Raw genomic sequence first — 23,321 nt, 5'->3', positions numbered from 1 at the left:
CCAAGGTTTAGGATTCGAATTAGAGCAGTAATCCTATACTATCACAATAGCAAAGGCGGGAAAAAATATGGAATTGCAATTTCCAAAAGGATTCTTATGGGGCGGTGCTGTAGCAGCCAATCAGCTTGAAGGGGCGTATCAGGAGGATGGTAAAGGATGGTCCACCCAAGATGTTATGCCGAAGGGGATTAAGTCTGCGCCTACAGAGGTTCCTACCGACGATAATATGAAGCTGGTGGGAATCGATTTCTATCACCGATATAAAGAAGATATTAAGCTGTTCGCGGAAATGGGCTTTAAAGTGTTTCGGACGTCTATTGCCTGGTCCCGGATTTTTCCGAAAGGGGACGAGCTGGAGCCCAATGAAAAAGGTCTGCAGTTTTACGACGACCTATTCGATGAGTGTCATAAATACGGCATCGAGCCACTGGTGACTATCTCCCATTATGAAACTCCGCTGCATTTGGCAAGAGAATATGATGGATGGGTTAACCGTAAGATGGTGGATTTTTATGAGCGCTATGTGAGAACGATATATAATCGTTACAAGAACAAGGTTAAATATTGGCTGACCTTTAACGAGATTAACTCCATTCTTGAGTTCCCATTTATGAGTGGAGGGATCAATACGCCGTTAGAGAAATTGAGTAAGCAGGATCTGTATCAAGCTATTCATCATGAGTTCGTAGCAAGTGCTCTGGCTGTGAAGATCGGACATGAGATTAATCCAGACTTCCAAATCGGGTGTATGGTGCTTAGCATGCCGATTTATCCGCTCACTCCGCATCCGGACGATTTGATCAAGGCGATGCAAAGTGATCATAAAAATATGTTCTTTGCGGATGTTCATGCTAGAGGGTATTACCCCGGCTATATGAAGCGGTTCTTCAAAGAAAATGGGATTCACATTCATTTTGAGCCAGGGGACGAAGAGATTCTGAAGCATACGGTGGATTTCATATCGTTCAGTTACTATATGAGCACTTGTGAAACGGCTGATCCAGAGAAACAGATCAGAGGAGAAGGGAACCTGCTGGGTGGGGTGCCTAATCCGTATCTGGAAGCGAGCGAATGGGGCTGGCAGATCGACCCGCAAGGCTTGCGTTATGTTATGAATATGTTCTACGACCGATATCAGAAACCGCTGTTTATCGTGGAAAATGGTCTTGGCGCTGTCGATCAGCTGGTATTAGATGGGAACGGCGAAAAGGTAATAAACGACGACTATCGGATCAATTATTTACGAGATCATCTGGTTCAGGTCGCGGAGGCTATTGCCGATGGAGTGGAAGTCATGGGCTATACAAGCTGGGGCTGCATCGACTTGGTTAGCGCAACGAGCGCCGAACTAAAGAAACGTTATGGCTTCATTTATGTGGACCGTCATGACGATGGCTCGGGCACTCTTGAGAGATTCCGGAAAAAGTCCTTCCACTGGTACAAAGAAGTGATTGAATCCAACGGGCAGAACCTGTTCTAGTATGCCGGTTGACATCATGAATTGAACATGTTAATTTGTAAGTAACAATTAATCGGATATCAGGATTGCTACTGCATAGCAGGCAAAACCTAAGTTTCATTTATGTTTACGGGAGATTTCTCTCTCGTGCATGAATGTGATTTAGGTTTTTTTGCGTTCATTCCTTCTCGATTGATTAATATATCTGTTACCAAAGGGGTGTAGGATAATGAGTTATGAACAGCTGGGTAAAGACATCATTCAATCTGTCGGTGGAGAGAAAAATATTAACAACGTAATTCACTGTGCTACTCGACTAAGATTCACGCTTAATGATGAACAGAAAGTTGATAAAGAAAAGCTGGATAAAATGGAAGGGATTATTGGTGCAGTTAGCAAAGGGGGACAATTCCAAGTCATTGTGGGTACTCATGTTGCTGATGTTTATAAAGAGATAAGCAAATCCATATCTCCTAATAGTAATTCTGGCGATAATACGGTTAAGAAACCTATAGGAACCTTGATTTTTGATGTGATTTCTAGAAGCTTCTCGCCTTTAATTGGTGCCTTAGCGGGTGCGGGTATGTTGAAAGCGCTATTAACTGTACTGACTTCGTTAAATGTTTTAGCGGCAGATGGAGAGACTTACAAAGTATTAGCCGGCGCTAGTAATGCTGTGTTTTACTTTCTGCCAATTTTCCTAGGCATTACGTTATCGATTAGACTTGGTGTAAATGCTTATGTAGGGGGCGCTATCGGTGCGGCTTTACTCGAACCTAATATTACGGGATTAGCCAGTGTTGAATCTCCACATTTTCTAGGTATTCCTTTAGTAATGTCGGATTATTCATCGAGCGTTTTTCCGATTTTCATCGCCATCTGTATATATGCTTTATTAGATAAGCAACTAAGAAAATTTATACACAAGGATTTACAATTGTTCTTGGTACCTATGTTATGTTTGATGTTGATTGTTCCTTTGACCATTTTGGTTTTCGGACCGTTTGGAGTAAATGTAGGGAACTTAATCGGAGACGCTATTGTGTTCCTCAGTAGTAAGAGTGGTATTATTACGGGTGCAATTGTGGGGATTTCCTGGACGTACCTGACCGTGCTCGGTTTGCACTGGGGACTCGTTCCGATTATTCTTGAAAACATTGCTAAGGGTGGAGATCCGATCTATGCAATGGCAGGTATGGCTATTTTCGCCCAACTTGGTGTAGCCTTAGGGATTTTCTTGAAAACAAAAGACAAAAAGTTGAAAACATTGGCCGGAAGTACCTTTTTACCTGGCGCGCTCTCAGGCGTAACTGAACCTATTATTTACGGATTGTTGACACGTTACAAACGGACTTTTATTTATGTATCTATTGCCGGTGGTCTAGGTGGAGCGATGTCAGGTCTTGCTGGTGTAAAAATGGAAGTATTCGCATTTGTGAGCGTATTAAGTCTTCCTGCATTCTCACCTTTGGCTATTCAAGCGATCATAGCTCTTGGGACGATTATATTGGCTACGGTGATTACGATGTTCTTTGGTTTTGAAGACAAAAAGAAAGCGAATGCTGTGGAAGAAACATCGAATGGTGTAGAAGAAAAGACGAATATGAATACTGAAAAGAGCGAGAATATTCTCCCACACGCTGTGAAAAGTACAACTGTTGTAAGCCCTCTTGCCGGTAACGTAATCCCTTTGTCCTCCGTAGATGATGCTGCATTTGCTTCTGAAGCAATGGGTAAGGGGATGGCAATTGAACCTTCAGAAGGTAAGCTGTACTCCCCAGTAAGCGGGGTTGTATCCACCATTTTTAGAACAGGTCATTGTATTGCAGTCGTATCGGATGATGGCGTTGAAGTTCTAATCCATATCGGTATAGAAACTGTGAAGTTAAAAGGGAAATACTTTGATGTGAAAGTGGAAGAAGGAGCAACGGTTAAGCAGGGTGACCTACTGATTGAATTTGATCTCGAACAAATAAAAAATGAAGGCTATCAAAGCACAACGCCGATCATTATCACCAATACAGCTAACTATAGTGACGTCATTGGCACTAAAAAAGCAGCGATCACACCGGGCGAAGATTTGTTGACGGTATTAGTTTGATTTAGTGGTAGGTCATAAGAATTAAAACGAAATCGATCTCTTAGTATGGATGCTGAGAGGTCGATTTTTTATGAAAAACATAATAAAAATATAGCTAGCTGCGCATAATGGAAAGGATTGTTAGATGCTTGTCGATTAAATAAGTCCATGGTATGATTTTTATAAATTAATAATTGTGGATTGTTACTGGTCGTGCAGGCAAAACCCGAAGTTTAGCCATTTGTTAATGGTTACTTTTGGTTTTGCCTTTTTTAATTTCTGGTACAAGGGGTTGCCGTATGCGGATCGAAAAAGTGTTAAACAACAATGTTGTTACTGTCATAGATGATCTTAATTTTGAACTGGTAGTCATGGGAAGAGGACTTGCCTTTAAGAAAAAACAAGGGGACTATCTAGAAGAAGACAAAATTGAAAAGATCTTCACTTTAAGCAATCAAAAGCTTTCAGATAAGCTAAAAACACTGCTTTCTGAGATTCCAATAGAGCATATGGAGCTTTCAGAAGAGATCATCAATTTCGCCAAGCTGCAACTAGGTAAAATGCTGGATGATAGTATCTACATCAGTCTGACCGATCATATCAGCTTTGCGTTAGAGCGATTCTCAAAAGGGATGAAGATTAAAAACGCCATGCTATGGGAGATCAAAAAGTTCTATAAGGAAGAATATGAGGTTGGGAAAGCTGCACTTCAAATTATTCATTCAAAGTTTGGCATTATGCTTCCCGAGGATGAGGCTGGACATATTGCTCTCCATCTGGTGAATGCTGAACTGAATGAAGAGATGCCGAATATGGTCAATATTACGAAGATTATGAATGACATCTTAAATATAGTGAAGCATCATTTTAGACTAGAGTATGATGAGGAGTCCCTCGCTTATTATCGGTTTATCACTCACTTGAAATTTTTTGCCCAACGTCTCATCAACGGCACTCCACCTCCGGATAATGAGAATGGCTTATTTAATTTAGTGAAGGAGCAATACAAAGAAGCTTTCGCCAGCGTTGAGAAAATAAAAATCTATATTGATAAAACATACAATCGTGAATTAACAAATGATGAAATGTTGTATCTCACCATACACATTGAAAGAATTACAAACCAAAAAATGGAGTAGCAAACATCCTAATGATCAAGGAAGCCCTTGATTTATTAGGATTTTTTTTAGAAAAAAGTTCAGCTATATAAAATTTTAACTTTGACTTTCAGTGGAATCACGTATAAGATAACTATTATGTTCTCTATGATAATCATTATCAATAGAATGATAACAATTATCATAGAATATAACTTCGAGCGGTACATACAGGGGGATAAAGAGAATGCACAAAAGGTTGATTAGTTTATTTATGGTTATTGCTATCGTATTGGTAGTATCAGGCTGTGGTACTAACCAAAAGAATAATTCAACATCAAACGCGGGAGCAAATGACAAACCAGCTTCTGAAAATGCAAGTAGTGAATCTACAAGCGGTCCGATCGTATTAAAAGATTCTAAAGGCGAGGTTAAGTTGGATAAACCTGCGCAAAAGGTTGTAGTTCTGGAGTGGACATTTACGGAAGATATTATTGCGCTCGGAATGCAGCCGGTGGGGAACGCCGATAACGAAAACTACAAGTTATATGTAACTTCTGAAGTACCACTTGATGCAAGCGTAACGGATGTTGGTTCACGCGACGAGCCCGATCTAGAGACCATTGCTTCATTAAAACCAGATTTGATTATTGCGAATACGGGTGGACACGAAGGAATTTATGATCAATTAAAAGGCATCGCTCCAACACTGATTTTCGGTCTGTATCCGGAAGAAGGACAAGGCAATCAGTATACGTTGATGGAAGATACTTTCAAAACGATTGCAGCGGCTGTAGGTAAAACCGCGGAAGGCGACAAGGTTCTTGCTGACCTGGATGCACATTATGCGGAAGCGAAGGCAAAGCTGGCTGAAGCAGGTAAAGAAGGCTTGAATTACGTGCTGACGCAAGCTTACAGCTATCAGAATGCGGCAACATTGCGTCTTTTTACAGATAACTCACTTGCTGTACAAACATTGGAACGGATTGGTTTGAAGAACGACTGGAAACCCGAAAAATTCGAAGCTTACGGATTCACTACATCAACGGTTGAAGCATTGCCGGCTGTTCAGGATACTAACCTGATGTATATCGTCCAGAAGGATGATAATATTTTCACGAAAGAGCTGAAGGATAATTCCGTGTGGAACGGCCTTAACTTTGTGAAAGAAAATCGTACCTTCGGATTGAGCAGTACTACTTGGGTATTCGGCGGTCCGATATCCTCTAAAGTTATCGTGGATGAAGTTATAAATACATTAACGAAATGAGTGCTTTTATGAACGGGAAGAGCAGCAAAGAAGCCTCAAGCGGAATGACTTGGCGAATCATTGGAATATTTGGGGGCGGCCTTGCCGTCCTCTTTGTTCTGTCCATTCTAAGCCTAGGCTTCGGGGAAGCCAAAATTCCTGCAGCTACGGTATTGAAGGGATTGCTAAATCGCCAGGATGTGATGGAACATAATCTGCTATGGGATATCCGTATGCCGCGTACGGTGATTGGCCTACTGGCTGGGGCCGCTCTAGCTGCGGCTGGAGCATTATTGCAAACGATAACGAAGAATCCGCTTGCTTCCTCAGATACATTGGGGATTAATGCTGGAGCTTATTTTATGGTTGTCCTAGGTATGGTTACTTTTCCAGCTTTGCAGCATGAATTCCCATTTTTGCTTGCAGTAGCAGGGGGGCTGCTTGCTGCACTGGCTGCCTATTTGTTGAGTGGTGGTAAGGGGGCCACACCTGTCCGATTAGCTTTGTCAGGTATGATCGTGTCTATGGTTCTCGGCGCGTTTACATCGGCCCTACATATTTTCAACAAGAACGAAACGCAAAACCTATTTTTATGGGGCTCCGGCTCACTGATTCAGCTAGATTGGGACGGTGTTAAGTATGCCTGGCCTTTTGTTATTCCATTGCTAATAGCAGCTATGCTCGCAGGTAGGCAGTTTGACGCGTTGGAGCTTGATGAGTCCACTGCTCGTTCACTCGGGCAACGTGTTGGATTGGCACGGGGGTTAGGTCTAGGTTTATCTGTATTGTTGGCTGCGGTCGTGGTCAGCGTGGTCGGTCCGATCGGATTTGTGGGTCTGGTGGCTCCTCATCTGGTTCGGCTTAGCGGTATTCGAAAGCACCACCTGCTCATTCCTGCAAGTGCGCTGTGGGGAGCACTGCTCATTACGGCAGCGGATACGCTTGCGCGTATGGTTCGTAGCAGTGTAGGTGAGATGCCAGTTGGGGCGGTTATGGCGATTATTGGAGCGCCTTGGCTCATATGGCTGGTGCTCACCAAGATGAAAAATATATCGGGTTCAGGCTCAGGTCAGTCATCTATGAATATAGGTGGAACTGCGCTTCGGATGCGCTTTGTTCCGGCGGTGATAACCATGACCGTACTGCTCGTTGCGGTTATCCTTGTGAGTTTGTCACTTGGGGGAACGAGAATACCGATTAGTGAGCTACTGAGCAGTCTTATCCACAGCGGAGATGGATCTTATTCCGTCCTGCTGAATTTACGGCTTCCGCGTACACTCGTTGCGGCTGGAGGCGGTATCGCGCTTGCCATTAGCGGTGTCTTGATTCAAAGCGCTGTCCGAAATCCGCTGGCTGACGCCTCCATTATTGGTGTGACCTCGGGTGCTGGATTGGGGGCGCTAACTGTGATGATCGCTTTTCCGGCACTGACGGTAATAGCGGTCCCCATTGCAGCAATTACGGGTGGTGCTCTAGCTGCAGCCTTTGTGTTTGTTATGGCATGGCGTAGAGCCTTGAATCCATCTGTCCTTATTCTGCTTGGAATAGCTGTATCAGCCATTGCCTCTGCGGGAATACAGGTTATGATCGTCAAGGGGAGTTTATGGAGCAGCAGCTCCTTAATTTGGTTAACGGGTTCGACTTACGGACGAAGCTGGAATCAATTTAATAGCTTGTTTATCTTTTTGATTGTACTTGTTCCATTGGCTTATTATTTAGGACGCAGATTCGATTTATTAGCATTTGGAGATGAGAGTTCAACAGGTTTGGGTCTGCCCGTTCGCGGAACTCGACTTTGGGCGATGATTATCGGTGTGATGCTTGCAGCGGGAGCCGTTGCAAGTGTAGGAACCATTGGGTTCCTCGGACTTATGGCGCCGCATGCGGTACGGATGATGATTGGGCATCACACAAGACGATCTATTGTTTTGTCAGGATTACTTGGCGGATTGATGCTCGTGATTGCGGATACGCTGGGAAGAACCATTATGGCGCCGAAAGAAATTCCATCGGGTCTTATAATAATGTTGATCGGAGCTCCGTATTTCTTGTTCTTGATGTACCGATCTCAGGCTAGAAAAGTGTAATACCCTTGGGACGCTACAGAATATGATGATTCGATAAACGTAAGGAGAGAGAGTGGTAATACCACTCTCTCTCCTTTTTTTTCTCCGGGTGCTTAGCTCTTCTTTTATCAAGGTTTGATTGAAGTTTAGATTATTTTTTTGTAACCTATAAATCATGAAACTTTTATATACTTAGAAGCGTCAGATGAGTAGGTAAAAAATGTATTCGTCATTCCAGGAGGGTGGATCTGTGAAGAAGTTATGGATTTCAATTTTAGTAGTTTTAGTAGTCTTTCCGATGATGTTTCAATCCTCTGTAAAGGCTGCTACTCCGATCAGTATTATTATTGATGGGGTTCGATTGTCTACAGATCAAGCACCGGTGATGGTGAATGGACGGACGATGGTGCCGTTGCGGGCTATTTTTGAAGCCTTTAATGCCACCATCAAGTGGAATCAAAAAGCACAAACTGTAACTGCAACTAAAGATGATACAACGATTATGTTAAAGATTGGCTCAAAGACCGCCACCATTAACAATAAGGCTGTAACGCTAGACGTGCCTGGTTTGAATCTGAAGGGGAGAACGATGGTCCCAACAAGGTTCGTCAGTGAAGCACTGGGCCATGAAGTAGGATGGAACCCCAAGACGCAAGTTGTAACTATAACAACTTCAGCCTCTAACGTTGGAAATGCAGGCCCAGTATCCAACGTAGTAGCGCAGGATGTGAGTGATTTCGGTGATGGTCGTGATCTTCAGGTTAGTTTCACTCGAGCGGCAAATGAGTCACTAGTGGATCATTACCGTGTTTTGATTGTGAAATCAGGGAATATTCTCAACTTGTCGTCCGCACAAACGATAACCTCTTACAATTATTCTACGGTATTACCAACAGGTACTAATCCTTCGATTCAATTGACTTCTGCTTCGAGGACTGTTGATGGTGATTCAATTAAGAGTAATCAAGCGTATGTGGCTTATGTCTTGACGGTTGGCAAAGGAAGTAATGCCAGTGCACTTTCTAGTGGATCCTCCACTATGACTCTAGTGAATAAGACTGTAGCGGCAATAAATAATGTACAAGTAAATGATATAAGCGATTATGGGGATGGAAGAGATTTATCGGTAAGCTTCAATAAGCTGTCAGATGAGTCGAAGGTAAGTTCTTATCGGATATTTGTTGTCAAAGCTACTAATTATTCGAATTTTAATTTAGCTACAGCAAATAATGTGACCAGTGCTAATTACACGTTAGTCAGCAAGACAGGTAATAATATCACGCAAATTTTATCTTCAGGAGCCAGAGATGTGGACGGAGCTCTTGTTAAAACTGGCGTGAGCTACAGAGTGTTTGTCATGGCAATTGATAGCAGTAATGCAGCAAATAATGTATTATCTTCTGTTTCATCTGCAATTACGCTGTCCAACATAGGGGTTTCTAACTTAAGTGTTAGCGACGTTAACAACTATAATGATGGCCGAGATTTGAGGGTATCATTTACTCATGCGACGGACGAAACCTATATTAGCCAGTATCGTATCCTGGTAGTTCCGACGTCATATTACAGTAGCTTTAGTTTAGCTGAAGCCAATAATATATCCAGTGCCTACTATACAGCAGTGAGTACAACAGGTACTACAACCAATCAAGTATTGACTTCATCAACCAGAGATGTACGTGGAGCTTTGATAAAGAATGGAGTAAACTATAAAGTATATATTTTATCTATTGGAAGCAGTAATACTGGCAATGTGCTTTCGTCACCTTCATCGGTCATTACGTTGTTGAATGATTCTAGTGTGAGTATCGTCTCAAACTTGAGTGTCAGTGACGTTAACGACTATGGTGATGGCCGAGATTTGAGAGTGTCCTTCACTCATCCGACGGACGAAACCTATATTAGCCAGTATCGGATTATGGTAGTACCCACATCCTATTATAGTAGCTTTAGTTTAGCTGAAGCGAATAATGTATCAAGTAGCAACTATACATCGGTGAGTACATCTGGGTCTTCTACCAGTCAAGTATTGAATTCGTCAACTAGAGACGTTCTCGGAGCTTCGATAAAGAATGGAACTAGCTATAGAGTATATGTGTTATCCATCGGAAGCGGGATTTATTGGGATTCGAATGTACTCTCATCCGCTTCATCGGTCATTACGTTGTTGAATGATTCTAGCATAAAAGCCGTTACAAACTTGAGTGTCAGCGATGTAAATGACTATGGCGATGGCCGGGATTTAAAGGTGTCGTTTAGCCATGCCACAGATGAAACGTACATTAGCCAATACCGAATTATGGTGGTGCCTACGTCCTATTACAGCAGCTTTAGCCTATCCGAAGCGAATAATGTATCCAGTTCTAACTATACTTCGGTAAGTACATCAGGCAACAGTACCAGTCAAGTATTAGAATCCTCAGCCAGAGACGTACGAGGCAATTTGATTAAAGATGGAACCAGCTATAAAGTATATGTGCTATCTATTGGTAGTGGAAATTATGCCGGTCCCAATGCATTATCCTGGGAGTCATCGGTCATTACGTTGTCTACGACTAAGAGCCCAGTGATCTCTGTAACCAATGTAACGTATAAAGAGGACAATGGCAGAATCCTGATTAGCTTCGTCAAATCAGCCAATGAGTCCAATATTTCTGAATATCGAGTATTGGTGGTTCCTTCCAAACAAGGGTTTGGTTCTGCGGATGCTATTGAGGTGAGATCTTCGTATTATACGTCTGTAACCCCTAACGGGACGAATCCTTCCATATTCACTGCGACAAGGGATGTAAACGGAGATTCAATTGTTAAAGGTGTCAAATATAAGGTGTATGTTCTTGCTGTAGCCAATAATAGTGGTGTACAGAATGGTGGTCTTTCAAATTCTACAGAAGAATTTGAAATATAACCTCCACAGCGTGAAGGACGAGATTTTAGCCTGGCCATTCATGGTCAGGCTTTTCTTTTATGTACATAATTTCCTTGAGTTTCAAGAGGGCTTGATGAAGCGATGTTTACCTGTTTCATTGTTACATTATCCTCTGAAATACATATGTTACCAATAATCGCATTAAAAACATTTGGTTTGACCTAATGAAAGCGCTATAATTGAAAATAATTACAACCTTAAGGAGTCTACCGATGAAAAGAGGCAGAATATTCTATAAGATTTTTGTACCTATTCTGGTGCTGGGCATTGGCTTAGTCATCAGCTTCGGCAGCTATATTTATCTAACGACTATAAATTCAGTGATTGAAAGAGTGGCAGACGGGAAGCAGAGCTTAATTACGCAAATTAGAAATACCTTAGAACAGAAAATTCAAACGATCGAATACGCTTTTAATACTTACAGTACGACTAGTTCTTTTAGGGAAGTCGTTCAGAATCCAATTACGGAGCGGGATTTTGAGGCGTACCGGGATATTAACTCTCAGCTTAATTACATTGCTACGATGGGAATGGATTTCGTAGATTATTCTTTAATTAGTCTGGAGCAGAATTGGCAAATTTCTAATGGGAAGCTCTCCCATTTATCTGAAGAAGAGCGCAATACACTCTATGAGAGCTATATCGACAATCGAAGCCGGGGATTATTCTGGATTAAGACGGATAAAGGCATCCGGTTTGTAAATACCTTGCCAGTCTTCTCACAAACCAAACAAGCGATTGCCTTATCTGATATCTCACTTCAAACCTTACATAACACGCTTGAAACGGAAGGAAATACCCCAGTGTATATCCTTAACCGGGAGGGGGAGCTCTTATATGAGTCCGAGACGGGGAAATCCTTGCTAACAAGTAGGCAATTGGGACATATCACCTATGTTGCTGGCAGCGGAGGGCCTAATGGATCGATTGCTCTGGAGAGGGCCGACCATCAATCGATGAAGGCGATTTACTCTAAATCTCCCTACAATAATTGGGTTTATGTAACCTTGTTGGATCAACGTGAAATCTCCGACGCCTTAAAGACAACAAGATACGGGATTGTAATGATGGTACTACTGATCACACTGTTGATCGTAATCATCGCTTACGTGATCTCATTGTATTTCACCAAGCCCTTCCGGCAGATTCAGCGTATTTTGCCAGTCAACTCTGAGCTGGAGCCGAAAAATGAGGTGGACTGGATTATCAGCTCTATCGATACGATTTTATCGGAGAAGGAAAGTCTTGAGGGTCTGATTGAATCTGAAATGCCTCAGCTGGAAACCCAGTTTATTCTGAATTTATTCCGCAACCGGATATCACCAGAGGAGCTTAAACAGGGGATGCAGCGCTTCGGTCATAAGCTGTCAGAGGATTCTGTGTACGCCACCTTATTGATTCAACTGGATAACTATGGCGAACGTCAGGCGATTGATAAGGATCTTTTACTTGTTGCGGTTAACAAGCTGGTGGAAGAAAGGATTCCGCAGGAGAATCGGATGATCCCCATTCTGTTAAACGACCGCACGCAAGCGACCATTCTGATCTTTGAGGGAACGAATGAACAGGAGAATAGGAGACAAGTATTAGAATATGCTAAGACGATTATTCGAACAGCTAGAGAGGTCTTGAAACTATCTGTGAGCGTCGGAATCAGCAATTTTTACGATGATTTATTACTAAGCAAAGAAGCTTGTGAGATGAGTAAGCAGGCGTTGCACCATCGTTTAAATCTGGGCAAAGAGTCTATCATCTTCTATGAGGACATATCGAGAGTGATCTCAGGCCCTGTTCTACTCTATTATCCGTCTGAGTTAGAGTCACAGTTATTTGATGCGATTCGGATTGGGGATGAAGAACAAGTCTCCCGTTCTCTATATCCGCTGCTGGGTGAAATGATGAAGCATAGTAAGAATCCTCTTAATTTCGAAGTCACATTAATTCGTTTCGTGAACAATCTGATACAGCTGGAGCAGCTGCTAGGTGTTGAGGTGCTGTTAACAGAGGATAATTATACGTTGTACCACCGATTATTAGATATCCGTAACCCGGAAGAAATTGAACGTATCCTCGTGAAGGAAGTTATTCATCCGATGGTCACAAACGTAAAGGAGAAGACCGACCGTCAGTTCCGTCTCTTGTCTGATAAAATTGCAGTGATAGTCCGTTCGGAGTTCGATCAGGATCTGTCCCTGGAATTAATCGGTGATCGTCTTCATTACAGTCCTAACTATTTAAGCAGTATTTTTAAAAAAGAATTCGGCATGACGTTTAGCGAGTATGTGATGAATTATCGTCTGGAAATGGCCAAAAAGTGGCTGGTGGAGACCGATATGACCATTAAAGAGATCGCCGAACGGTTACAATACCATAATCCTCAGAACTTTATCCGATCCTTTCGTAAAAAAGAGCACGTAACCCCTGGCGCGTATCGCACCCTGAAACAGGACAAGTAATTAATTAAATCGTAAAAACAGCCAGCTCCGAGATAACGGGAGCTGGCTGTTTAGCGTCTTTTGAAAGTTTAGCCTTTAACAGAACCGAGCAAGGCACCTTTTGTGAAATGCTTCTGTACAAAAGGATAGGCGATCAGCATTGGAACGGTAGCGACAACGATAACCGCCATTTTGATGGTTTGAGCAGGGGGGAGAATATCGACCGAAGTATTATCGCCCTGCATCCCACTGGAGACGATTACGATCTGACGCAGCAGCACCTGAATCGGCCATTTTGTGGAATCTGTCATATATAAAACAGCGCTCATATAAGTGTTCCAGTAAGCTACCCCGTAGAATAGAGAGAGCGTCGCGATAGAGGGCAGCGCAAGTGGGAGCATAATTTTGAACAGTACACCGAAATCATTGGATCCGTCAATCTTAGCGGATTCCTCGAGTCCTTCCGGCAGCGCCTGAAAGAAGTTGCGCATAATGATCAGGTTAAAGGCGTTGATCGCAACCGGCATAATCATGGACCAGTAGGAGTCGATGAGTCCGAAATATTTGACCACGAGAAAAGTGGGAATCATCCCCCCGCTGAAAAGCATGGAGAACACGACTACAAAATTGATAAAATCTCTTCCATATAGATACTTTCTAGATAACCCGTAGGCCATTAAAGCAGTAAGAATCATACTTACAACAGTACCTACTAAGGTTACACCGATGGATACACCTAACCCTTTAAAGATCGTGGGCGTTGACAGTATATAACGGTAAGCATCGAGAGAGAAGGTTGTCGGGAACAGGATAAACCTTTTCTCTACCACTTCCTGTGTTGAAGCAAAAGAGCTGGCAAACACATTGACAAAGGGTAAAAGACAGATGAGGGCAATGAGCGAAAGTAGTGTGGTATTAACAATTGTAAACAGCCGGCTGCCCAAAGTTACTTTTTTAAAAGATGGTTGCGACATGCAGTTATCCTCCTTGTAATCGTTTCAATGAAACTTTATCAGGGGTCTGTTATTCCGTATATAATCATTAGCTTGGGCTTTGTTCTGGGCATGAAAACCGTACAGAAATGCAGATGATCCTTATGTATTGTAGTAATCACTATAAGAGGTGGAGGACCGGAAAAGCCTATAACCACGCGGATTTCGAAGTATCAGTATCTGATGATTATATACGTAATGGACGAATGATCGTAATGTGAGAATCGTAAAGAAACGCGATCAAGGAGGCCGATCAGGTGAAAGAGGCAAACGTCACCATGCTGAACATGAAAGTCAAGCCAGTGAGGAAAAAGCGAACAGGGCATAGCTGGCTGAGTTTAAAAAGAAACAAATTATTGTATCTGATGATACTGCCGGGGTTTCTGTATTTTGTTATTTTTAAGTACCTGCCTATGGGCGGTCTTATTATTGCTTTTCAGGATTATCAGCCGTTTCTGGGCATAGCAGATAGCCCATGGGTGGGGCTTAAGCATTTCGTCCGATTGTTTACCGAACCTACCTTCTTTATGCTATTGAGTAATACGTTAATCTTATTTGCATTAAACATTGTTATCTTTTTTCCGCTTCCGATTATACTGGCGTTGATGCTCAATGAGGTTCAGCACAAGCTGTTTAAAAGTAGTATTCAAACGATTATTTATATTCCCCATTTCATGTCATGGGTGATCATCGTCTCCATTTCCTATGTATTTATGAACGTGGATGGAGGGGTACTGAATGAAATGATGGCCGCGCTTGGGATGCAAAAAATCAGCTTCCTGACTTCTCCCGAATGGCTGCGTACCGTGTACATCGGACAGATCATCTGGAAAGAGATTGGCTGGTCTACGATTATATATCTGGCAGCCATTACTGTAGTGGACACCCAGTTATATGAAGCAGCTGAGATGGATGGAGCGGGAAGATTGCGCAAGACTTGGCATATTACCTTGCCGGCAATTCGTCCCATTATCATCACTTTGCTCATTCTGAAGATCGGTCACACACTAGATCTAGGCTTTGAGCATATGTACTTGTTGATTAATTCCTTAAACCGCGAGGTTGGAGAAATTTTTGATACTTATATTTATACCGCGGGTCTTAAGAACGGACAATTGAGTTTTAGTACCACCGTAGGTCTGTTCAAGGGTGTGGTTGGTTTGATCCTCGTTATTCTGTCGAACAAGTTTGCTAAGAAAATCGGTGAAGATGGTGTTTACTAAGCTTTACAGGACACTGAATTCGTACCTCTGCCTTCTTGGCAGAAGTGGAAGATATAACAACAAATACATTCTATTAAAGGGGTAATGTTGATGAATCGCAATTACAAGAAACTTGCAGCCTTAATGCTGTGTAGTGGGCTGTTACTCACTGCATGTGGAGGAGGCAATAACGCGAAGGAGTCGAATTCCACGAATGGGGGCACGGATTCGGCTACTAAAACAACGAATGCACCTACAGATATACTAGACTCTAAAGCAAAGATTACCTGGCTGAATATTTTGCAAACGGCTACAACGCCAACGGGCCCTATTCTGGACAAAATTGAAGAAATGACGAATACAGAAATTGAATTTTCCTGGATTCCGGATCCTTCCAAAGAAGAACGTATTAATACATCATTGGCATCGAATTCCTTGGCAGACATCGTTACCCTGACAATCCTTGATAACTCATCGGTACGTAATGCGTTGAAGGCAGGCATGTTCTGGGAAGTGAGTCCTTATCTGGATGAGTTCCCGAACTTAGCTAAGATTTCACAGGATACACGTACATCCGCATCTATTGCAGGTAAGTTATACGGTGTTCCTTTCCAAAAATCCTTGGCCAGAAACGGCGTCGTTATTCGCAAGGATTGGCTGGATAAACTTGGACTACAGGTTCCGAAAACAACAGATGAGTTGATGGAAGTCGCGAAAGCGTTTACCGAAAAAGATCCGGACGGAAATGGTAAAAAGGATACTACAGGCTTCATGGATCGTAGTGATCTTGTATATGGTGCATTCAAAACGCTGGGTTCCTACTTTGGAACACCGAACTTTTGGGCTGTCGATGATGCAGGGAAAATGACACCAGAGTTCGAAACGGATGCTTATATCAAGGCTATGGATTATATGAAGGCACTGTATGATGGCGGATATATCAACCAGGATTTCGCTGTGACGGCAAAAACGGACCAGCAGCAGAATTTTGCGCAAGGTAAGGCTGGGATTTATGTTGGCGCCTTGTTTGACAGCAAGAACCTGTTAAATCTTTCAAAAGGTATTCAGGATAACATGGAGCTGGTCATGGTTAACGATATTACTTCCACTGGCAATGAAGCAGATCGCGCGATCTGGGCTGGTAACAACGGAATCGGCGGACTACTGTCTTTCCCGAAATCCGAGGTTAAGGATGAAAATGAACTAAGACGAGTGTTGAAATTTGTTAATGATCTTATGACTGAAGACGTATATGGCTTGATGACCTACGGTATTAAGGATGTTCACTATACAATCGACGCAGAGCAGGCCGTTACGATTAAGGATACGGATCTGTGGAAGCAAGAAGTTCAGCCATACGCGGCATCCCGTCCGTTAGAGAACGGATTCATCATCCATGATGCCGATCCACTCAAAGCAGAAGCTGATAAGCTGATCATTGAGAATGCTGACTATGCTGTATTAAATCCTGCTTACTCTCTGGAGTCTGAGACCTATTCCACTCAAGGGTCTGAGCTACTGAAGATTGTGACGGATGCTACGTATAAATATATCCTTGGCAAAATTGATCTGGCTGGATATAAAGCTGAGGTTGAGAAGTGGAAGAAATCCGGAGGCAGCAAGATCATTACTGAGTACGAGGCTGCTTATAAAGTGGTAAACCCTTAATAAGTATGGACGACAGGATAAGAAAATAGTGAACGGGTCCTAAACGGAGATGAAATGTTTAGGACCATGTTTATTCAAACAGGAGGAAGAAATGGCAGACAATAATACAGTTAGAAGTAGCAGTTGGGGTATCCGTATGGCTGATTCGATTATGGAACGAACGCCAAAACTATACAAAGATAAAGGGTATCATGGAAAGTGGTCATATGATTATGGCGTCATTTTGAAGGGCTTTGAGCTGCTATGGAGACAGACCGGTGAGCTTAAATATTATCAATATATCAAAGATAATATGGATTATTTTATAGAAGAGGATGGCTCAGTGAAAGGTTACCACCTGGGTGAGCACAACATTGATCATCTAAATAACGGGAAACTACTGTTTCTGCTCCATAAAGAAACAGGGCAGGAGAAATATAAAAAGGCTGCAGATTTATTGAGAAGGCAGATAACAACGCATCCTCGAACCTCAGAAGGTGCGTTTTGGCATAAGAATATATATCCCTATCAGATTTGGCTAGACGGCTTGTATATGGGCTCCCCTTTCTATCTGGAGTATTTACTTGAATATGAGGACGGAAAGGGCATGGACGATGTGACCCGGCAATTTATTCTGTGTGAGCGTCATACCAAGGATGCTGAGACAGGACTTCTGTTCCACGCATGGGATGAAAGACGGGTACAGCCGTGGTGCGATCCCGAAACGGGATTGTCTCCGAATTTCTGGGGACGCTCGTTAGGCTGGTATGTGATGGCGCTGGTGGATTCACTCGCCTTACTCCCTGCGGAACATGCGGATTACGATGAGTTAGTGCGTATTTTTACCGATACGTTGACTGCACTTCGTAAGGTTCAGGATGCTGATTCAGGAGTTTGGTACCAGGTAGTAGACATGGGTGCTCGCAAGGGCAATTATTTGGAGGCATCAGCTTCTAGCATGATTACGTATGCCTTGGCCAAGGGCATACGAATCGGTGTTTTGGATGACAAATGGTTCGAAACGCTTGACCGTGCCTATGAGGGTCTTCTAACGGAATTCGTAATGGAAACCAGGAATGGCTGGGTCAACTTGAACAAGAACTGCCAAGTCGCTGGACTTGGGGGAGATGATCGGAGAGATGGTACGTATGCCTACTATATCAGCGAACCTATCATTAGCAATGATCAGAAAGGGCTAGGCGCATTTCTTCTGGCTTGTGGTGAGTACGAATATTTGCAGCGTCCTGCCGCGATGAAAGGGAGCGAGTGAAGCTAATGACTTTCTACAATATAGAACATTACGGAGCACAGCCTAATAGTACGGAATCTTCGACGGAAGCTATTGCTAACGCTATTCAGGCTGCCAGCGAAGCTGGAGGAGGAACAGTTTATGTTCCTTCTGGGACTTATCACACAGGTGCCATCTTTATGAAGAGCAATATTGAGCTACAGCTTAGCCCTGGAGCCGTACTTCAGTTCAGCTCTGATCCAAACGATTATCCCGTGATGGAGTCTCGCTGGGAGGGGGTAAAGCAGAAAGTTCATGCTTCTTGTATTTTTGGGATGAATCTACAAAACGTATCGGTTACGGGCGCAGGCAAGCTGGACGGAGGGGGCGCACCGTGGTGGGATAAAAAACGTAATTCCCCAGAGTCTCTATTATTTCCTCGCCCGAAGCTTATCAGCTTCGATAACTGCCGCAGAGTCACACTTAGAGATTTGACACTGGTGAATTCCCCGAGCTGGACTGTGAATCCGATCTGTTGCCATGACGTTACGATAGATAATCTGTCCATCTTTAACCCTGCGGATTCTCCTAATACGGACGGTATTGACCCAGAATCATGTGTAAACGTCCGCATCAGCAACTGCAATATCGATGTAGGCGATGACTGCATAGCCATTAAAGCAGGAACAGAGGATACGAAGGAGCGAATGGCCTGCGAGAATATTACGATTACGAACTGCACGATGATCCATGGCCACGGTGGGGTTGTGCTGGGAAGCGAAATGAGCGGGGATATCCGTAATATCGTTATTAGCAACTGCGTATTCAAACAGACGGATCGCGGTATTCGCCTGAAGTCTAGACGCGGACGCGGAGGCATTGTAGAAGATATCCGTGTCAGTAATATCGTGATGGAGGACGTGATCTGTCCGTTTATCCTTAATCTTTATTATTTCTGTGGTCCTCGCGGTAAGGACAAATACGTGTGGGACAAAAATCCATATCCGATTACCGAGGAAACTCCATGCTTCAGACGTATTCACTTTGCCAACATTACTGCGCGGAACGTTCATGCCGCAGCTGGCTTTCTTTACGGTCTAGCAGAGCAGTACATTTCGGAGATTACGTTCTCAGATATTGATATATCCATGGCAGAAAACGCGATTCCTGGCCGTCCGGCCATGATGTCAGGGATTCAGGATATGAATAACCGCGGGTTCTATCTTGGTAACGTAAAAGATATCCGCTTCCGCCAAGTAACGATTGAGAATCATGAGGGACCTGCTTTTTATATTGAAAATGGAGAGGCGATTGATATTACGGGCTGCCAGTCTAGAAACACTCGTAAAGTAGAGAAGTTAGTCCAACAGGTAATTGTCGCCCCTTCACAGGAAGATTTGAGCGGACAGGAAGACTGATGCTAGAACAGGATAAACTTACAGCTCTGCTTGGCGATCTTCCAGAGGGCGGGCCGATCTCCGTGCAGTTGCTGCGTGTAGAGGAACGGGATGGCTATCGGCTGGAAACGCTACTGTTGGATTTGAATGGTATAGAGAAGGTTCCAGCATATGTTGCACTTCCTCTTGAACAGCACGCTCCCTATCCGCTCGTTGTCTTCAACCATTCCCATGGAGGGAATTATTCGAATGGTCGGAATGAATTCATATGCAGCAGTCCTTACCTGCAGCAGCCTTCTTTTGCAAAGACGCTTACGGGTATGGGGTATGCTGCTTGCTGCATCGACATGTGGTGCTTTGGTGAACGAAGCGGCAAAACTGAAAGTGAGCTAGTGAAGGAAATGCTCTGGCAGGGTCAGGTCTTATGGGGCATGATGCTGCATGACAGCCGTCGTCTACTTGACTATATATGTGAACGTGCTGATATAAACGCCTCACGGGTGGCGACGATTGGGATGTCCATGGGTGGGCTGATGTCTTGGTGGCTAGCTGCGCTGGATGAACGAATTAAGGTAACCGTTGATATTTGCGGGCAGGTGGATGCTCATACCCTAATCGCCAAAAGAGGACTGGATCATCATGGGTTCTATTCTTATGTTCCGGGACTTCTGAAGCATTATACAACACTGGATATTCAGTCGAGAATTGCACCTCGTCCTCGTATGAGTCTGACAGGTCGCAATGACCGGATGTGTCCGCTCGAAGGGGTAGAGCTCTTAGCCTCAAGCCTACATGAAAAGTACAGAAAGGCAGGGAGACCAGAGAACTGGAAACCAATGATAACCGGTGGCGGGCATATGGAGACCTTGGAGATGCGGGTAGCTTGGCAATCGTTTATGACCAAGCATTTATAGGATAAGAGGGATGATCGATGCTGGTGGGTAAAGAAGATTTCTGTGATTATCATACCATTCAGGAGGCCGTTGCTGTCCTAGAGCAACAGAGTCCAATGCAGCCTGAAACATTATATATCTTGTCTGGACTCTATGAAGAAGAGGTACGGATTTACCGTTCGGACCTAGCCCTTATTGGAATAGGGCAGGTTGAGATTCGGATGAACCGTTATGCCAAGGAGAGGGATGAATGCGGAGAAGAAACCGGCACGTTCGCAACCCCCACCTTATTTCTGGGCGGACGTAGGCTGACACTGGAGAATCTGGTCATCTCGAATGCGGCTGGACAGGGAGATACAGTCGGGCAGGCAATTGCCGTATATGCTCACTGTGATGAAGCGGTTTTTCGTTACTGCACCTTTATAGGGCATCAGGACACGCTGTTTACGGGGCCGTTACCGTCTGCTTCGAAGAAGGGTGGAGGTTTCGGCGGCGTTCCCTTGCGAGAACATCATGCCCATTACCGTCAGATGTACCAGTACTGCCGAATAGAAGGGACCGTGGATTACATTTTTGGTGGTGCGACGGCGTGGTTTGAGCATTGTGAGGTGCATAGTTTGAGCCGTTCTAATGGCGAGCCGGGTTATATTACCGCAGCTTCCACACCTAAAGAATCCGAGTATGGGTATATTTTTAACGAATGTGTATTGACGGCAGCAGACGATGTAGTGAATGTCTATTTAGGGCGTCCATGGCGGGAGCATGCCGCTACCGAGTATGTGAACTGTTTGATGGGGAGTCATATTCATCCTGAGGGATGGAACGACTGGGGAGAGGCAGCGAATCGGAGAACGGTCCGCTATCGCGAACTCGGGATACGGAATGTCGACAGCTTGAAGCGAGTGGAATGGGTGAAATGGTATGAAGCGGAAGACGAGATGCCAAATGTGAATGTAGTTTTTGAGGGAACTAATTTCTGGAATTCGGAAGGAGCACAGGAATGATTACAGACAACATACAGACCGGAATAATTCATAATCCGATATTAAAAGGCTTCAATCCGGACCCCTGTTTAGTAAGGGCGGGAGAGATGTATTATATCGCCGTTTCTTCGTTTGAATGGCTGCCCGGAGTACGGGTGTATCAATCTGCCGACTTGGTAGATTGGGAGCATTGCACGGATATTTTGACCCATCAGGTGGACCTAAGGGGAAATCCGAAAAACTGTAGTATTTGGGCACCGCAGCTTAGTTATAATGACGGCCTGTTCTATCTGATCTATACCGACGTAAAGAGCACCAAACGACCTTTTAAAGACTGCCACAACTATCTGATCACTGCGCAGTCGATTGAGGGACCTTGGTCTGAGCCCATATATCTGAACAGCAGCGGGTTTGATCCTTCTCTGTATCATGATGAGGATGGGCGCAAATGGCTGCTGAATGAGCTGTGGGATTACCGCATCACAGAAGGGAATAAGTCCTGCGGTATAGTGATTCAGGAGTACGATCCAGAGCAACGCCAATTAACGGGAGCACCCGTCAAGATCTTTGATTGCACACCGCTTAAGAAGACAGAAGCGCCACATATTTACAAGCGGGAAGGCTATTACTACCTAATAACAGCAGAAGGGGGTACCGGATCGGGTCATGCTGTAACCGTCGCGCGATCTAAAACGCTGCTTGGACCGTATGAGGTCGATCCGCTCAATCCGATGTTGACCTCTCGGAATAATCCTGAACTGCCGCTTCAATGTGCTGGTCATGGAAGTCTGGTTGAGACACCGGAGGGGGAATGGTACATGGCCCATTTGTGCACCCGTCCACTGGAAGGTCAGTTTGCCATTCTTGGGAGAGAGACAGCTATTCAGCAGGTGTACTGGAATGAAGAAGGCTGGTTGAGGCTAACTTCTGGGGGAAATACACCGCTACTAGAGGTGCCTGCACCTAAAAGGACGCAGGTTCGGAAACAAGCGCAGGCGCTTGCGTTTGAGGATGACTTTAACGGCCCAGAGTTGAAGAAAAACTGGAATACATTACGAATTCCTATGAATGAAAGCTGGTGTTCCCTAGCTGAAAGACCAGGATGGCTAAGGATCAGGGCTGGGGAATCAGTGCAAAGTCTATTTGAGCATCATATTCTGGCTATTCGTCAGACGAATAAGAGTTTCTGTGCAGAAACAGCGCTTGAATACGAGCCGTCTAGCTATTTGCAGATGTCGGGGCTGCTCCTGTACTTAAATGAAGATAACTATCTGTATGCGTACATCAGTTATGAAGAAGGGCTCGGAAAGGTCTTGCGGTTAATGCGTTGTGAGAGGGATGAATTCACTGCGGAACCTGTAATGATTGGACTGAAAGCTGGAGAAGCAGTTCGGATCGCAGTTGAGGTGAAGGAATTAACGGGTCAATTTATGTACCAAACCAGTGAGGATAGGGAGTGGAAGCTGCTTGGCGATCCACATAATATCAGCTTCTTATCGGGAGGTTTCACTGGAAATTTTGTTGGGATTGCAGCGCATGATATGCAGCAGTTCGGTGGCAGCAGTGCTGATTTTGCTCATTTCCGTTATCAAGGCAAGGAATAAACACGGCTTCACTAAGGAGGGGGTTCTGCTTCAAATGGATCAGGCCCCTTCCTATTCCAA

The 23,321-nt window shown here is 44.0% G+C and carries 15 protein-coding genes; 14 read left to right on the top strand and 1 reads right to left on the bottom strand.

Annotated features, from left to right (window positions below):
- The first annotated feature begins 67 nt into the window (after nucleotides 1-67).
- The 7 genes from ascB to NSS87_RS26445 all read left to right on the top strand — a co-directional run bounded on the left by ascB (nucleotide 68) and on the right by NSS87_RS26445 (nucleotide 13,336).
- Entirely contained in the window at nucleotides 68-1,480 is a 1,413-nt protein-coding gene (gene ascB, locus NSS87_RS26475) for a 6-phospho-beta-glucosidase (RefSeq protein ID WP_042191730.1), read from the top strand.
- A 208-nt stretch (nucleotides 1,481-1,688) separates the two neighbouring features.
- Nucleotides 1,689-3,560 (top strand): beta-glucoside-specific PTS transporter subunit IIABC, encoded by a 1,872-nt coding sequence (locus NSS87_RS26470; RefSeq protein ID WP_339243472.1) that lies wholly within the window; start codon nucleotides 1,689-1,691, stop codon nucleotides 3,558-3,560.
- Between the two features lie 278 nt (nucleotides 3,561-3,838).
- Nucleotides 3,839-4,678, top strand: a complete 840-nt coding sequence (locus NSS87_RS26465; protein WP_042191726.1) for a PRD domain-containing protein — start codon at nucleotides 3,839-3,841, stop codon at nucleotides 4,676-4,678.
- Nucleotides 4,679-4,883: 205 nt separating this feature from the next.
- Nucleotides 4,884-5,906 carry an iron-siderophore ABC transporter substrate-binding protein gene (locus NSS87_RS26460; RefSeq protein ID WP_339243471.1) on the top strand — a complete coding sequence of 341 codons (1,023 nt, stop codon included), beginning with the start codon at nucleotides 4,884-4,886 and terminating at the stop codon, nucleotides 5,904-5,906.
- A gap of 8 nt (nucleotides 5,907-5,914) precedes the next feature.
- Nucleotides 5,915-7,972, top strand: coding sequence for an iron ABC transporter permease (locus NSS87_RS26455; protein ID WP_339243470.1), 2,058 nt, complete (start codon nucleotides 5,915-5,917; stop codon nucleotides 7,970-7,972).
- 229 nt (nucleotides 7,973-8,201) lie between these two features.
- Nucleotides 8,202-10,859 (top strand): copper amine oxidase N-terminal domain-containing protein, encoded by a 2,658-nt coding sequence (locus NSS87_RS26450; protein WP_339243469.1) that lies wholly within the window; start codon nucleotides 8,202-8,204, stop codon nucleotides 10,857-10,859.
- A gap of 233 nt (nucleotides 10,860-11,092) precedes the next feature.
- Complete coding sequence (locus tag NSS87_RS26445) at nucleotides 11,093-13,336, top strand: AraC family transcriptional regulator (protein ID WP_339243468.1); 2,244 nt, start codon at nucleotides 11,093-11,095, stop codon at nucleotides 13,334-13,336.
- Between the two features lie 68 nt (nucleotides 13,337-13,404).
- On the opposite strand, the gene NSS87_RS26440 is transcribed toward NSS87_RS26445, so the two are convergent.
- Nucleotides 13,405-14,289 (bottom strand): carbohydrate ABC transporter permease, encoded by an 885-nt coding sequence (locus NSS87_RS26440; protein WP_339243467.1) that lies wholly within the window; start codon nucleotides 14,287-14,289, stop codon nucleotides 13,405-13,407.
- 275 nt (nucleotides 14,290-14,564) lie between these two features.
- Here NSS87_RS26440 and NSS87_RS26435 point away from each other — a divergent pair, with 275 nt between their 5' ends.
- From NSS87_RS26435 to NSS87_RS26405, 7 genes are all read left to right on the top strand, one after another.
- Complete coding sequence (locus NSS87_RS26435) at nucleotides 14,565-15,530, top strand: ABC transporter permease subunit (protein WP_339243466.1); 966 nt, start codon at nucleotides 14,565-14,567, stop codon at nucleotides 15,528-15,530.
- A gap of 90 nt (nucleotides 15,531-15,620) precedes the next feature.
- Nucleotides 15,621-17,177, top strand: coding sequence for an extracellular solute-binding protein (locus tag NSS87_RS26430; protein ID WP_339243465.1), 1,557 nt, complete (start codon nucleotides 15,621-15,623; stop codon nucleotides 17,175-17,177).
- Nucleotides 17,178-17,268: 91 nt separating this feature from the next.
- On the top strand, nucleotides 17,269-18,426 hold the full coding sequence (locus NSS87_RS26425; RefSeq protein WP_339243464.1) for a glycoside hydrolase family 88 protein: 1,158 nt from the start codon (nucleotides 17,269-17,271) through the stop codon (nucleotides 18,424-18,426).
- Between the two features lie 5 nt (nucleotides 18,427-18,431).
- Entirely contained in the window at nucleotides 18,432-19,802 is a 1,371-nt protein-coding gene (locus NSS87_RS26420; protein WP_339243463.1) for a glycoside hydrolase family 28 protein, read from the top strand.
- On the top strand, nucleotides 19,802-20,695 hold the full coding sequence (locus NSS87_RS26415; protein ID WP_339243461.1) for a CocE/NonD family hydrolase: 894 nt from the start codon (nucleotides 19,802-19,804) through the stop codon (nucleotides 20,693-20,695). The genes NSS87_RS26420 and NSS87_RS26415 overlap by 1 nt, the downstream gene beginning before the upstream one ends.
- A gap of 17 nt (nucleotides 20,696-20,712) precedes the next feature.
- On the top strand, nucleotides 20,713-21,678 hold the full coding sequence (locus tag NSS87_RS26410) for a pectinesterase family protein (protein ID WP_339243460.1): 966 nt from the start codon (nucleotides 20,713-20,715) through the stop codon (nucleotides 21,676-21,678).
- Entirely contained in the window at nucleotides 21,675-23,261 is a 1,587-nt protein-coding gene (locus tag NSS87_RS26405; RefSeq protein WP_339243459.1) for a glycoside hydrolase family 43 protein, read from the top strand. Before NSS87_RS26410 ends, NSS87_RS26405 begins: the two co-directional genes overlap by 4 nt.
- Nucleotides 23,262-23,321 lie beyond the last annotated feature (60 nt).

The sequence above is a fragment of the Paenibacillus sp. FSL F4-0243 genome, assembly GCF_037963295.1.
Lineage (GTDB): Bacteria > Bacillota > Bacilli > Paenibacillales > Paenibacillaceae > Paenibacillus_AQ.
Note: the sequence above shows the minus strand (reverse complement) of the source record. Positions and strands in the feature narration are given on the sequence as shown.

What these genes read in the sequence shown, in the direction of transcription:
- ascB (WP_042191730.1), top strand. Translation starts at nt 68, where the DNA reads ATGGAATTGCAATTTCCAAAAGGATTCTTATGGGGCGGTGCTGTAGCA.
- NSS87_RS26470 (WP_339243472.1), top strand. Translation starts at nt 1,689, where the DNA reads ATGAGTTATGAACAGCTGGGTAAAGACATCATTCAATCTGTCGGTGGA.
- NSS87_RS26465 (WP_042191726.1), top strand. Translation starts at nt 3,839, where the DNA reads ATGCGGATCGAAAAAGTGTTAAACAACAATGTTGTTACTGTCATAGAT.
- NSS87_RS26460 (WP_339243471.1), top strand. Translation starts at nt 4,884, where the DNA reads ATGCACAAAAGGTTGATTAGTTTATTTATGGTTATTGCTATCGTATTG.
- NSS87_RS26455 (WP_339243470.1), top strand. Translation starts at nt 5,915, where the DNA reads ATGAACGGGAAGAGCAGCAAAGAAGCCTCAAGCGGAATGACTTGGCGA.
- NSS87_RS26445 (WP_339243468.1), top strand. Translation starts at nt 11,093, where the DNA reads ATGAAAAGAGGCAGAATATTCTATAAGATTTTTGTACCTATTCTGGTG.
- NSS87_RS26440 (WP_339243467.1), bottom strand. Translation starts at nt 14,289, where the DNA reads ATGTCGCAACCATCTTTTAAAAAAGTAACTTTGGGCAGCCGGCTGTTT.
- NSS87_RS26430 (WP_339243465.1), top strand. Translation starts at nt 15,621, where the DNA reads ATGAATCGCAATTACAAGAAACTTGCAGCCTTAATGCTGTGTAGTGGG.
- NSS87_RS26425 (WP_339243464.1), top strand. Translation starts at nt 17,269, where the DNA reads ATGGCAGACAATAATACAGTTAGAAGTAGCAGTTGGGGTATCCGTATG.
- NSS87_RS26420 (WP_339243463.1), top strand. Translation starts at nt 18,432, where the DNA reads ATGACTTTCTACAATATAGAACATTACGGAGCACAGCCTAATAGTACG.
- NSS87_RS26415 (WP_339243461.1), top strand. Translation starts at nt 19,802, where the DNA reads ATGCTAGAACAGGATAAACTTACAGCTCTGCTTGGCGATCTTCCAGAG.
- NSS87_RS26410 (WP_339243460.1), top strand. Translation starts at nt 20,713, where the DNA reads ATGCTGGTGGGTAAAGAAGATTTCTGTGATTATCATACCATTCAGGAG.
- NSS87_RS26405 (WP_339243459.1), top strand. Translation starts at nt 21,675, where the DNA reads ATGATTACAGACAACATACAGACCGGAATAATTCATAATCCGATATTA.